Source organism: Lysinibacillus sp. NPDC086135 (assembly GCF_044746345.1).
GTDB lineage: Bacteria > Bacillota > Bacilli > Bacillales_A > Planococcaceae > Lysinibacillus.
Genome location: NZ_JBIVCA010000001.1, coordinates 159,382 through 171,319, shown reverse-complemented (window position 1 = coordinate 171,319; position 11,938 = coordinate 159,382). Strand labels below are relative to the sequence as shown.

Sequence of the window (11,938 nt, the reverse complement as noted above, 5' to 3'; positions counted from 1 at the left end):
GAGGTTATTGATCATCATAAAACTTGCTCTACTTTCCATTACAGATTCGCATTTCGATAAATACCATTCAAAACTCACAGCTTTCATTTCAAAAGATAAACAGAACAAACTTCAGCGATTCCATTTCAAAGATGACTATAAGCGAGGCTTATTAGCTGACATATTAGCTAGATATTTAATTTCAACAAATTTTAATATTGCCCCATCAGCTATTGAATTTGACAATAATCCATATGGTAAACCATATGTGAAAAATCTACCTTACGCCTTTTTTAATATTTCGCATTCAGGAAATTATGTTCTTTGTGGTATTAGTAATATGGAAATCGGTGTCGATATTGAAAAGCAAAAAATATTGGATCTCAATCTCGCTCAACATATTTTTGCTCCCGAGGAATATGAAGATTTAATAGCTTTGTCTGACAGAAATCAATTAAATTATTTTTATAAACTATGGACATTGAAGGAAGCCTATATTAAATATTGTGGTGTAGGCTTGTCTTTGCCACTTCAATCCTTCTTTTTTAAAATTAATGGTGGCGGCATTCATTTATATGCTACAAACCAATTGGATTCTCTATATTTTTTGACTACCAGTGTTGAACAGCAGTATTCTATAGCTTGCTGTTCCAATGAGCAAATTGAAGCGAATGCTATTGAACAAATTTCTTTACATACTATCGCATCTTTTTTCCAGCACTTTGATGAATGATTTATTTTTCATATAAAACAACCCTCAAACTTTATTCGTTTGGGGGTTGTTTTACTTATCTTAGTCAAAAAATAATTATATTCATTGAATCACTGTCTTTATCATAAGCATCACGATGTAAAATGCCAGCATGTGAGTGGATGTAGCGTGCTGCAATACCGATGGATAGAGCAGGTATAACCATTTACAGTAACTTGGATAGAGCCATTTTAGACATGCTCTTAACGCTTGTTTGTAACGATTAATCTATTTTGCTGTACATTTACCATTCCTTCACCAATTCACGATTTTCTATGTTACAATTTACCATAACAGGAATTTCCAATCATTCGAAGGAAGGCTGATGATAAGTCATTGAAAAAATTATTATTTTTAGTGCTTTTAACAGTATTTATTTTAACAGCATGTAATTCATCAACGCTAAGTATTAGTGAAATTGAAAGTGTTCCAGAAAAAGTACAAAAGGTAATTGATGAAAAAAATACACTTCAATTAATCAACGAAGTAGAAAAGGATGTTTCTTATATCGTTTTTCGGTCAAAAGGAACAGTTACAACAGGCCTCGAAACAGAAGATGATACATTAATAATAAAGTTAGATGTTACGAATCAACAAGATAATGAAATAAAACAACATGTCTATAAATTTACGTTCGACTCAAATCTTGATACGATTAATATTCACATCAATGGAAAACCTACAACTATTGATAATGTAACAGGTATATAAGTGGATCATCACCAAAACGTGTGGTTGATTTCCGTTCCGACTGGGCGCTTTGTTGCTGCCGCTTCGCTTTCGCACAGAAAAAACATTTGTTGCTGCCGCTTCGCTTTCGCACAGAAAACATTCGCTGCGCTGCAGGGTCTCGGGCCAACTCGATGTTGGTCACGAAGGCGTTATCACAGGATGTGATGCTTTTAGCCTTCGTTCCTCTATCGCTGATCCCCGAGGAGTCGCCCAGTCTCCACTCCAATCAACTATTTATAACAAAAGTCATCCACAACTTTTGGTGATGAACCATATAAGTAGCAATGATCCTCTTTTTTACAATCGAAATATTAACCTATCACACATCAATTTGGACTTGTACGTTGAACTACATACAAGTCCCTTTTGTTATGCTGTCTCAATCGCTCCGATGTGAATTGCTAACGCAAAAAGCCTCCTAACATTTCTGTTAGAAGGATTATTTCTTTCCGCAGTATTAGTCAAAAATAATTTTATTGACTGCATCACGGTCTAATTTTTTAATCACTTCCACCATTAATTTTACAGCATTATCATAATCATCACGATGTAAAATACCTGCATGTGAGTGGATGTAGCGTGTTGCAATTCCGATAGATAGGGCAGGTATACCATTTGCCGTTACGTGGATAGAGCCAGCGTCTGTACCGCCTCCAGCCATTGCTTCGAATTGATATGGAATATTGTGCTCATCAGCCACATCTAATACGAATTCACGTAAGCCACGGTGTGACACCATTGATGCATCGTAAACAACAATTTGTGGACCGGCGCCCATTTTACTAGTTGATTCTTTTGCAGTTACCCCTGGTGTGTCTCCTGCTACACCTACATCGACAGCAAAGCCGATATCTGGTTGGATTTTATGCGTAGCAGTTTTCGCACCACGAAGCCCTACTTCCTCTTGAACATTTCCTACAGAATAAAGGATGTTAGGATGCTTTTCATTTTGCAATGCTTTCATAACATCAATTGCAATTGCACAACCAATGCGGTTATCCCATGCTTTTGCTAATAAGTATTTTTCATTTTTCATCACATTAAATTCGAAATATGGTGTTACCATATCGCCAGGGCGTACACCCCATTCAAGTACTTCATCTTTTGAAGCAGCACCAACATCGATAAACATATCTTTAATGTCTACCACTTTGTTACGCACATCTGCTGGTAAAATATGCGGTGGCTTTGAACCAATAACCCCAATAATTTCATCGCCTTTACGTGTTGTAATTGTTACACGCTGTGCAAGCATAACCTGGCTCCACCAGCCACCTACTGTTTGAAATTTGATGAACCCTTTGTCATCAATTTGAGTAACCATGAAGCCTACTTCATCTAAGTGACCTGCAACCATGATTTTTGGGCCATTTTCATCCCCAACTTTTTTAGCAATGACGCTACCTAAATTATCTGTTTCAACTAAGTCTGCATATGGTCCAATGTATTTTTTCATGACCTCGCGTGGTGCACGTTCATTACCTGCAATACCATTCGCATCTGTTAAATCTTTAAACATTTGTAATGTTGAATCTAGCTGTGTCATCCTTTTGCCTCCTGACTCTTGAATCTTCTCTATTATACTTCGTTTACCGAAATATTCCTAGCTTAATCGTCAGAAAATTGGTGTATTTCTTACACTTTAATATCCTGAGCGCTGACGATTATAATTTTCTTCGTTTTTCTCTATATATGCCGCAACAACATCTTCAAATGAAAAGCCCAGATTAAATGCAAGCAATCCATAGCATTGCCAGATCGCTAAGTATCTATCCTCTGTTGGTTGACTAATAAAACTTAAAATATAGTCTTGTGTCATTAAAAATGTCTCTGTTAAATCTCTCTTCTCTTCAATCACCGGCCACTTTTCGATCGCTGTATAACCTTTTAATAAGCCAAGTGATAATATAAAATGAATCGAATCCACATATTCCTCTAAAATTACATCACGTTCTGAGGCTCCCTTTGTGCTCCAAAACTTAAAGCAACGTGTCTCATTTGCTAGTTCGGCTAGTTCTACCATTAAGGCTAAACCTTTTTCTTTAAATACATCACGTTCTATATTTTGTGTTTTCTCGATGAAATCATCAAGTCCTTTTTGCATTTTAAACAATTGTTGTAAATTCATTTTTTTCTCCTAAATTTCTTAAAAATATTTATAAAAAGTGAAACTAATTGTCCTTCACAATCGTATAGGAAGGAATAACCTTTCTTCAAGGGGGAAATTAAAAATGTTGCCGTTACTTATTCGTGTTGCTGTTATTGCGCTTATTATCTATGTATTTTATAAAGCGATTCGTTATATAACCGATCCTAAGCGAAAACTTGATGAAGCCTATGAAAAAGGCCAATATTATTTCTATGATGACGTCAAAAATGTCCGAAAAAATTTCTTTATCTCTTATAAGGGTGCTCTTTTTGAAGGTGAAAAATACCTCGGCACTACTGAAGATGCCTTCGAGGTTGTGACTATTTTTGTTGGTGCCCGTGACGCCGCTAAACTGCAAGGTTTTGCGAAAAAAGATTTTGAATACCTTCAGCAAGAAATCCTATTGAACTATCCGAGCGCAAAAATAAATTGGAAGCAACCCATTGAAAAGCTTATGCGTAACACATCCTCATAATGAGGATGTTTTTTTATTTATCGAAACATTCCTGTGTTTTATCTTCGAGATTTATCCCCATAATTGTACTATGATAAAAATTTGAATAGCTGCTAGCAGCGGGAAGCCAAATGCAAAGCTGTTATGGCGTGTTTTATGACGGAATAAATACATTCCCAACACGCCCCCTACTGCACCTCCACCGATTGCTAATGTAAATAATGTGCGTTCTGCAATACGCCATTCATGTTTTTTTGCTTTTGACTTATCCATGCCCATCATTACGAGCAGGACTATAGAAACAATCGCCATATACGCTAATAATGCTTGCCCCATTGAGTACTCCTTTTTATTTTCTATTTTCTACTACTCTAACACAAAAAAGACTGACGGATAAATCCATCAGCCTTTTGAAAAATTCTGCACCTGTCGCTTCGCTTTCGGTGCAGAAATAATTTTTAACTTCGTCAAAAATTATTTAGCTACAGCTTTTTTAGCAGTGTCTGCTAATTGAGTGAATGCTGCTGCATCAGTTACAGCTAGGTCAGCTAACATTTTACGGTTAACTTCGATACCTGCAACTTTTAAACCGTGCATTAAACGGCTGTATGAAAGACCGTTCATGCGAGCAGCTGCGTTGATACGAGTGATCCATAATTTACGGAAATCACGTTTTTTCTGACGACGGTCACGGTATGCATATTGACCTGACTTCATTACTGCTTGGTTTGCAACTTTGTATAATGTATGTTTTGAACCATAGTAACCTTTAGCTAATTTTAAAACCTTTTTACGACGTTTGCGCGTCACTGTTCCGCCTTTTACGCGTGGCATACGAATTACCTCCTGCTTTTCATTTAAAAATGAATGTTAGTATTTTATTTGTGTAGTCAAATTATTTCATGTAAACAAGTAATGATTTGATGCGTTTGAAGTCACCAGATGAAACGATGTTTGCTTTACGTAGGTGACGTTTTTGTTTTGTAGATTTGTTTGCGAATAAGTGGCTTCCATAAGCACGGTCATATTTTAATTTACCTGAACCCGTTTTTTTGAAACGTTTCGCAGCTCCACGGTGAGTTTTCATTTTTGGCATGTCGAATTCCTCCTAAACTGTTCGTCTAATATTATTTCTCGTTCTTTGGTTGAAGAACTAAGAACATGCTTCGGCCTTCCATCTTCGGTTTTTGTTCAACCGTCGATACTTCAGCACAAGCTTCAGCAAAACGATCTAACACACGTTGACCAATGTCTTTGTGTGTAATCGCACGACCTTTGAAACGTAGGCTACATTTTACTTTATCGCCTTTTTCAAGGAATTTAATCGCATTACGTAGCTTCGTTTGGAAATCATGCTCATCGATTGTTGGGCTCAGACGAACCTCTTTCATTACGATGACCTTTTGATTTTTACGAATTTCACGGTCTTTCTTTTGCTGTTCAAACTTAAATTTACCATAGTCCATGATACGAGCGACTGGCGGCTTGGCTTGAGGGGCCACAAGGACAAGATCCAAGTTTACACGAGCGGCGATTTCTAGCGCTTCATTACGTGTCTTTACACCAAGCTGGTCACCATTGTGATCGATTAATCGAAGTTCACGTGCGCGAATGCCTTCGTTTACATACATGTCTTTGCTAATAGTAATCCACCTCCAAGTAGTTGTCGCGAATACATGGTTTGGGCAAAGCCTTGCCCGGTTGAACGGTACATCCTCTTGTCATGTCCATAAAAAAAGGACGGACACTAAGATGTCCGCCCGCTATATGTGCATGCGCAAGTCTGCGCAAAACAATTCAACGTGTCATACCTGTTCACAGCCTAAGAGCGTTGTATCAGGTGAGAAGCGGGCAGCCTCTACTTCAACCACAAACTTTGTATTCATTAACCTTAACTATAATAGCATGTACTTTATAAGCTGTCAAATATTTTTTAGCTTATTATTAATAAAGTAACCTAAAAATTTATAATCTAAACTATTATAATGGTTCATCTTCATAACGTGAGGTTGATTTCCGTTCCGGCTGGGCGCTTTCCTGGGGGCGTCCGATGAGCCGCTTCACTCGCTTTGCTCGCTCCAGGGTCTCATCTGTGACGCTGATCCCCGAGGAGTCGCCCAGCCTCCACTCCAATCAACTTATATAAATGGCATTTGTTGTAACAAGTGGCACCCAAAAATTTGGTAATAAAATCAATATTGTTTTAATAAAATTAAGATTACACTTCAAAAATTGCCGGCGAATTCTAATTAATCGCATCAACGGCAAAATCATTAAAATTATTTTGTAATTTCTGCTTTAATGTTAGCTAAGAAGTCTTGGAAGCTAATTGTTTCTGAATCTTTTGAGCCGTAGCGACGTACGTTTACGCCACCAGCCTCTACTTCTTTGTCTCCGATAACAAGCATATACGGGATTTTTTTCATTTGTGCTTCACGGATTTTATAGCCTAGTTTTTCTTCACGATCATCCATTTCAACACGTAAGCCCGCAGCAGTTAATTGCTCTTCAATTTGTTTTGCATAATCAAAGTGTGCTTCGTTTGAAACTGGAATGACTTCAACTTGTACTGGTGCTAACCATGTTGGGAATGCCCCTTTATACTCTTCGATTAAGAAGGCAACGAAGCGTTCCATTGTTGATACGACACCACGGTGAATAACAACTGGACGATGTGGTTTACCATCTTCTCCAACGTATGTTAGGTCAAAGCGTTCTGGTTGTAAAAAGTCAAGCTGAACAGTCGATAATGTTTCATCTTTACCAATAGCTGTTTTTACTTGTACGTCTAATTTTGGACCATAGAACGCTGCTTCGCCTTCAGCTTCGTAATAATCTAAGCCAAGATCATCCATTGCTTCTTTTAACATACCTTGTGCTTTTTCCCACATTTGATCATCATCGTAATATTTTTCAGTGTCTGCAGGGTCACGATAAGATAAACGGAATTTGTAATCATTTAAATTAAAATCTTTATACACATCAAGAATCAAATTCACAACACGCTTAAATTCATCTTTAATTTGGTCAGGACGTACAAAAATATGTGCATCATTTAAAGTCATACCGCGTACGCGTTGTAAACCAGATAATCCACCTGAACTTTCATATCGATGTTGTGTTCCTAACTCAGCAATACGAATAGGAAGCTGACGATAAGAATGCATTGATGATTTATAAACCATCATATGATGTGGACAGTTCATTGGTCGCAATACTAATGTTTCGTTGTCCATTTCCATTGGTGGGAACATGTCATCTTGGTAATGTCCCCAGTGGCCTGATGTTTCATATAATTTTTTCGAACCTAAAACTGGTGTATAAACATGTTTGTAGCCAAGACGAACTTCTTTATCTACAATATAACGCTCAATAATGCGACGGATTGTTGCACCATTTGGTAACCATAGTGGTAAACCTTGACCAACTGTTTGAGATAAAGTGAACAATTCTAATTCCTTACCAATTTTACGATGATCACGTTCTTTTGCTTCTTCAAGCATTTGAAGATGATGTTTTAAATCTTCTTTTTTAAAGAAAGCTGTTCCATAAACACGTTGTAGCATTTTGTTATCTGAGTTACCTCTCCAGTAAGCACCTGCTAATGAAAGAAGTTTGAACTCACGAAGCTTACCAGTTGATGGTGCGTGGATACCTCGGCAAAGGTCGAAGAATTCACCTTGATGGTAAATAGAAACTTGCTCATCTGCTGGAATCGCTTCAAGTAATTCTAATTTGTATTCATCGCCAATTTTTCCATAGATGGCTTGCGCTTCTGCACGACTAACATTTTTGCGCTCGATTTCTAAGTTTTCAGCGATAATTTTTTTCATTTCTTTTTCGATTGCTGGTAGGTCTTCAGCAGTGATTGGAGTTGGTGCATCAACATCATAGTAGAAGCCACCTTCAATAACTGGACCAATACCAAGTTTAACATCAGGGAATAAACGTTTAATCGCTTGTGCAGTTAAGTGTGCAGTAGAGTGACGTAAAATTTCTAGTGCTTCTTCATCATCCTGTGTAATAATCGAGATTGTAGCATCCTCTTCAATTGGTGTTTTTAAATCGACTAAGGCACCATTTACTTTACCCGCATATGCTTTTTTACGAAGTCCTGGGCTAATTGATAATGCTACATCATCAGTAGATGTACCTTTTGCAAATTCCTTTACAGCGCCATCTGGGAAAGTTAATTTAATCATATCTGACATTTTGTTTGCACTCCTTATTGTTTTGTTGTGATGCATGATTGAAGTCCAAGAATCCCGGAAGTTATCAGTAATCAATAGATGTTGTGACACCCAAAATTACATCCGCATTCAGCTCACCACTATTTTCCATCGGACGAAAATAAAAAAAGCTCCGTCCCTACGAAAGGGACGAAGCGTATGCTCGTGGTTCCACCCTTCTTCCTTCCGACTTTTTATAGTCAGACGAAGCTTAAGGCTAGCTAACGGGCTAGGGACCGGCGAAAGATTATCCCTTTCGCTGCTCAGTAGGTAGTAAATAGTGTGCTCGAACTAGGAAGCTTACAGCCAATGACTTCCCTCTCTAAAAGCCGTTACACAAAATTCATGTCCTCATCAATGCATTTGATCAATTATACCTCGGCATAATTGCGTCCAGAATCGGCTTTGTGCTTAGGCCTGCACGAGGGCCGACACGATGTCGGTCATTTCGGTAATGCCACAGGACGTGGCGTTTTTACCGATGCAGGTCAGTTAGCCGTTATCGCATGGATGCGATGATTTTAGGCAAACATCCTTTATTAACACCTTTCCAATTCCGAGACATCCGCCGGAGGCTTTAACTTTTTCAGTAGGTGTTTGGACACCTGTTGAAAGAAGTTAATTATTATATGTGACAGTATACGCTCGATTGTCATAAAATGCAACTGCCAATCTTACAGACGTCTATTTTGCCCGCCCATTTTTATCGGCTCTGTCAAAGCTTTAATACGTTCCATAACACGTCCAGCCTTCACAACTTCTATGTCACCTTTTTGTGACTGTGCTAAATGGTGCTCCAATTCATCGTAATTAAAATTAGATGTAATGAATGTTGGCAATTGCTCTGCCATGCGGTAATGGAAAATAGTCCCCAAAATTTCATCTCGCGTCCAAGCAGTCATTGTTTCGGCTCCTAAATCATCGAGCATTAGCACCTGTGCCTTTTTCACATAATCTATTTTTTCATTCAACGTGTTGTCGCCAATTGAATTTTTCATTTCTCGTAAAAATTCAGGCACGAAAACTACAACTGACTTTACTTTAGCCTTCGCAAGTTCATTAGCTAATGCGCCTAGCACAAAAGATTTCCCCACTCCAAATTGACCATATAAATAAAAGCCTTTAGCAGGTAAATTCCCTGTATCTAGTACATTTTGAACAAAATCAGTCGCACGATTTGCAATGTCAACACGTGTATGATCATCAATAAATAAATCACTTATAGTAGCTTGTAGCACATCCTTTGGCATATGCATACTTGCAATCATATTAGCAACATCTCGGCGCTCATCTTCGCGTATCTTTTGCTCGCATCGTACATAATCAATTTCAACAGTACCCCTTACTACACGTAAGGTAGGTAAAAAACCTTTTAAGTAATTTGTACAATTTTCTGTACTGTCACAGCCACAGCAGACTGTAGATTGACTAATAAATTCATGGAGCTTCGGTAAATTACGTTCAACCGCATCATAGCTTAACTCATCCATATGCTCAGCTAAAAACTGTTGCACACGAGGGTTTTCTAATATTTCTTTACGCATCGCTTCATATCGTTCTTGAAATGATGGTACCTTAATTGCTCTTTTTAATGGTCCATTAATCGGTTCGATTGTCATTCACCTACCTTATTTTGAATATTACCTAATTTCTCTAGTATCTTTTGTCTTTCCTTTTCAAAATCAGTAGTGCCAGTATTTGTTGTATCATTTACTACTTCCTCTGATTTTTCATTACGCTTATAAAACCAATCTGGTACTTTTTCCTCTCGGCGATTTTTTGTGTAAGAGTTCTTTTTTGCCGAAGACTGGGGTTTATTTTTCCACGTAGTGTACTTATCATGCTCTTGGCGTGCTAATTCCATTGCTTCTTTTGCAGTTTGAATATTTTTACGTACCCAATGATCCGCAATCGTTTCCACATATTTTTTAGGTAGCTTCATATCAGTTGTTAGCATGACATATTCCAAAAGTGCATTAACAACACCTACTGGCATTCCATGCTGAACAATTAAACTCTCAGCAAGCTGTACGGAGGTCTGTAAAGGTTCTTTGCCATTATTGATATCTCGCAGTACTTGCACTGGAGGAGTCGTTTCTAAATATTGCTGAAGCTCCTGATCTTTTGTTTTTTGGCTCGATTCTTCTATGGATGACGGCTGCTTACTCACTCTAGCAAGCTTTGGTGGTTCTTTTGATACCGTTAGCTTATAAAAATCCGCAGCGGCCTTACGTAAACGTTCCAATGAAATCCCTAAGTCATCATCTAATGCAAGAATCACTACTTTTTGCATATCAAGTGCCGTTAAATGATATAAAAATGCTAATTTTGCTATTGATTCACGTACCTCAAATGTTAGAAGGCTTGCCGGCACTAGTTGCTCCGATAAGCCCCCTTGCAGTAGTTCAAAATCAAACTGATCAAAATAAAACGGATATATCTTTTGCTGTTTATCCTTATGACTAGTATCAGCTTGTAAATCATCTGGAATTTTTGTACTTACAGGCTTAAAAACATCTATGAAGGCACGCGATACATCTTTAAACTCTACATCTCTTGTAGATGGCATAAAACGCTGACGTAACTTCCGATAAGCTTGCTCCCCTATTTTACTAAATAAAAACATCGAGAGCAGTGGGTCTTTCATAAAGCTATCTGCATCAAGTGGACGTATTAGCTCATATAAAAAGCTTCGCTGGCCAGCATCTTCTTTTTTCCATGTGCGTAACAGACCAATTGCTTCAAGCGCAATACGCGCCTCAAATACTTTACCAATAGGAAGCCCTAGTACATTCATTAAATAATAATGCGTCATTTGCTGCTTAGACATTTGTTCAGCTTCTGCCCATAGTGTTAAATAAAGGCTGATTGGCTCCGCTCCAATTAAAGGCTGATAAAAAAGCGTTACTAATTGACGTTCCTGCGTAGAAAGTGCATGAGGTAGACGAATGTCAAAAGAATCAACTGGCTGCAATTCCTTATACAAATGGTTCAACGTCATTCACCCTCTCTGTTTACCTTATAATTTCTGTTCTGTCTGACGTTGGATAATTTCTTTAATTTCTTCAATAAAGACATTGATATCCTTAAATTGACGATAAACCGATGCAAAGCGCACATAAGCAACCTCATCGATTTTCGCTAAGCGATCCATTACCATTTCTCCTACATCCTCAGATCGGACTTCGGAATTCCCAATGCGGCGAAGATCTTTTTCAATAGACATTACTAGTCCCTCAAGTACTTCAAGGGAAACAGGACGTTTTTCGCAAGCACGAATAAGTCCACGAAGTACCTTTTCACGGCTAAATTCTTCTCGCGAACCTTCTTTTTTCACGACAACTAAAGGTGTCTCTTCAATTTTTTCAAACGTTGTAAAGCGGAAGCCACATGACTCACATTCACGACGTCTACGAATTTCTTTATTATCATCAACTGGCCTCGAATCCACAACACGCGTTCCGTTAAACTGGCAAGATGGACATCTCATATAATTACTCTCCTGATTTCACAACAATTTAATATCTCTATTATAACAAATTTCCTATGTGTAAGAAAAGTGCATTAACGCAAGTGTGCTCATGATAAGCCTTGACAGGCTAAAGTACAAGCATAGATTCTACATTTAAACCAACTGTCTAAAT

At 37.9% G+C, this 11,938-nt stretch carries 13 protein-coding genes and 1 pseudogene; 3 read left to right on the top strand and 11 right to left on the bottom strand.

The window, feature by feature from the left end; translation table 11 throughout:
- Positions 1-7: 7 nt before the first annotated feature.
- Positions 8-712, top strand: a complete 705-nt coding sequence (locus tag ACIPKN_RS00740; RefSeq protein WP_400932485.1) for a 4'-phosphopantetheinyl transferase family protein — start codon at positions 8-10, stop codon at positions 710-712.
- A 64-nt stretch (positions 713-776) separates the two neighbouring features.
- Here the strand turns inward: ACIPKN_RS00740 and ACIPKN_RS00735 are convergent.
- Positions 777-918 (bottom strand): annotated as a pseudogene (locus ACIPKN_RS00735) (peptidase M28); the annotation flags it as partial.
- A gap of 148 nt (positions 919-1,066) precedes the next feature.
- Here ACIPKN_RS00735 and ACIPKN_RS00730 point away from each other — a divergent pair.
- On the top strand, positions 1,067-1,441 hold the full coding sequence (locus ACIPKN_RS00730; RefSeq protein ID WP_400932483.1) for a peptidylprolyl isomerase: 375 nt from the start codon (positions 1,067-1,069) through the stop codon (positions 1,439-1,441).
- Between the two features lie 478 nt (positions 1,442-1,919).
- Here the strand turns inward: ACIPKN_RS00730 and ACIPKN_RS00725 are convergent, their stop codons facing one another.
- Together ACIPKN_RS00725 and ACIPKN_RS00720 are read right to left on the bottom strand one after the other, a co-directional pair.
- Positions 1,920-3,008, bottom strand: a complete 1,089-nt coding sequence (locus tag ACIPKN_RS00725; RefSeq protein ID WP_370041481.1) for a M42 family metallopeptidase — start codon at positions 3,006-3,008, stop codon at positions 1,920-1,922.
- A 96-nt stretch (positions 3,009-3,104) separates the two neighbouring features.
- Complete coding sequence (locus tag ACIPKN_RS00720; protein WP_142508818.1) at positions 3,105-3,590, bottom strand: dUTP diphosphatase; 486 nt, start codon at positions 3,588-3,590, stop codon at positions 3,105-3,107.
- A gap of 103 nt (positions 3,591-3,693) precedes the next feature.
- Here ACIPKN_RS00720 and ACIPKN_RS00715 point away from each other — a divergent pair, with 103 nt between their 5' ends.
- On the top strand, positions 3,694-4,086 hold the full coding sequence (locus ACIPKN_RS00715; protein ID WP_142508817.1) for a sigma-w pathway protein ysdB: 393 nt from the start codon (positions 3,694-3,696) through the stop codon (positions 4,084-4,086).
- A 51-nt stretch (positions 4,087-4,137) separates the two neighbouring features.
- On the opposite strand, the gene ACIPKN_RS00710 is transcribed toward ACIPKN_RS00715, so the two are convergent.
- The 8 genes from ACIPKN_RS00710 to nrdR all read right to left on the bottom strand — a co-directional run bounded on the left by ACIPKN_RS00710 (position 4,138) and on the right by nrdR (position 11,784).
- Positions 4,138-4,401 carry a DUF1294 domain-containing protein gene (locus ACIPKN_RS00710; RefSeq protein ID WP_400932480.1) on the bottom strand — a complete coding sequence of 88 codons (264 nt, stop codon included), beginning with the start codon at positions 4,399-4,401 and terminating at the stop codon, positions 4,138-4,140.
- 138 nt (positions 4,402-4,539) lie between these two features.
- Positions 4,540-4,899, bottom strand: a complete 360-nt coding sequence (gene rplT, locus ACIPKN_RS00705) for a 50S ribosomal protein L20 (protein ID WP_053592414.1) — start codon at positions 4,897-4,899, stop codon at positions 4,540-4,542.
- A gap of 61 nt (positions 4,900-4,960) precedes the next feature.
- Positions 4,961-5,161 carry a 50S ribosomal protein L35 gene (gene rpmI / locus ACIPKN_RS00700; RefSeq protein WP_004226312.1) on the bottom strand — a complete coding sequence of 67 codons (201 nt, stop codon included), beginning with the start codon at positions 5,159-5,161 and terminating at the stop codon, positions 4,961-4,963.
- Positions 5,162-5,192: 31 nt separating this feature from the next.
- Positions 5,193-5,696: a translation initiation factor IF-3 gene (infC, locus tag ACIPKN_RS00695; RefSeq protein WP_012295602.1), complete on the bottom strand. Its 504-nt coding sequence runs from the start codon at positions 5,694-5,696 to the stop codon at positions 5,193-5,195.
- A gap of 648 nt (positions 5,697-6,344) precedes the next feature.
- Positions 6,345-8,276 (bottom strand): threonine--tRNA ligase, encoded by a 1,932-nt coding sequence (thrS, locus tag ACIPKN_RS00690; RefSeq protein ID WP_400932477.1) that lies wholly within the window; start codon positions 8,274-8,276, stop codon positions 6,345-6,347.
- A 692-nt stretch (positions 8,277-8,968) separates the two neighbouring features.
- Positions 8,969-9,907: a primosomal protein DnaI gene (gene dnaI, locus ACIPKN_RS00685; protein WP_400933160.1), complete on the bottom strand. Its 939-nt coding sequence runs from the start codon at positions 9,905-9,907 to the stop codon at positions 8,969-8,971.
- Between the two features lie 2 nt (positions 9,908-9,909).
- Positions 9,910-11,289, bottom strand: a complete 1,380-nt coding sequence (locus tag ACIPKN_RS00680; protein WP_400932475.1) for a replication initiation and membrane attachment family protein — start codon at positions 11,287-11,289, stop codon at positions 9,910-9,912.
- A 24-nt stretch (positions 11,290-11,313) separates the two neighbouring features.
- On the bottom strand, positions 11,314-11,784 hold the full coding sequence (gene nrdR, locus ACIPKN_RS00675; protein WP_049667519.1) for a transcriptional regulator NrdR: 471 nt from the start codon (positions 11,782-11,784) through the stop codon (positions 11,314-11,316).
- Positions 11,785-11,938 lie beyond the last annotated feature (154 nt).

Excerpts from the sequence above, each read along its gene's own strand:
- ACIPKN_RS00725 (WP_370041481.1), bottom strand. The coding sequence starts at position 3,008 with ATGACACAGCTAGATTCAACATTACAAATGTTTAAAGATTTAACAGAT.
- ACIPKN_RS00720 (WP_142508818.1), bottom strand. The coding sequence starts at position 3,590 with ATGAATTTACAACAATTGTTTAAAATGCAAAAAGGACTTGATGATTTC.
- ACIPKN_RS00715 (WP_142508817.1), top strand. The coding sequence starts at position 3,694 with ATGTTGCCGTTACTTATTCGTGTTGCTGTTATTGCGCTTATTATCTAT.
- ACIPKN_RS00710 (WP_400932480.1), bottom strand. The coding sequence starts at position 4,401 with ATGGGGCAAGCATTATTAGCGTATATGGCGATTGTTTCTATAGTCCTG.
- rplT (WP_053592414.1), bottom strand. The coding sequence starts at position 4,899 with ATGCCACGCGTAAAAGGCGGAACAGTGACGCGCAAACGTCGTAAAAAG.
- rpmI (WP_004226312.1), bottom strand. The coding sequence starts at position 5,161 with ATGCCAAAAATGAAAACTCACCGTGGAGCTGCGAAACGTTTCAAAAAA.
- infC (WP_012295602.1), bottom strand. The coding sequence starts at position 5,696 with ATGTATGTAAACGAAGGCATTCGCGCACGTGAACTTCGATTAATCGAT.
- thrS (WP_400932477.1), bottom strand. The coding sequence starts at position 8,276 with ATGTCAGATATGATTAAATTAACTTTCCCAGATGGCGCTGTAAAGGAA.
- nrdR (WP_049667519.1), bottom strand. The coding sequence starts at position 11,784 with ATGAGATGTCCATCTTGCCAGTTTAACGGAACGCGTGTTGTGGATTCG.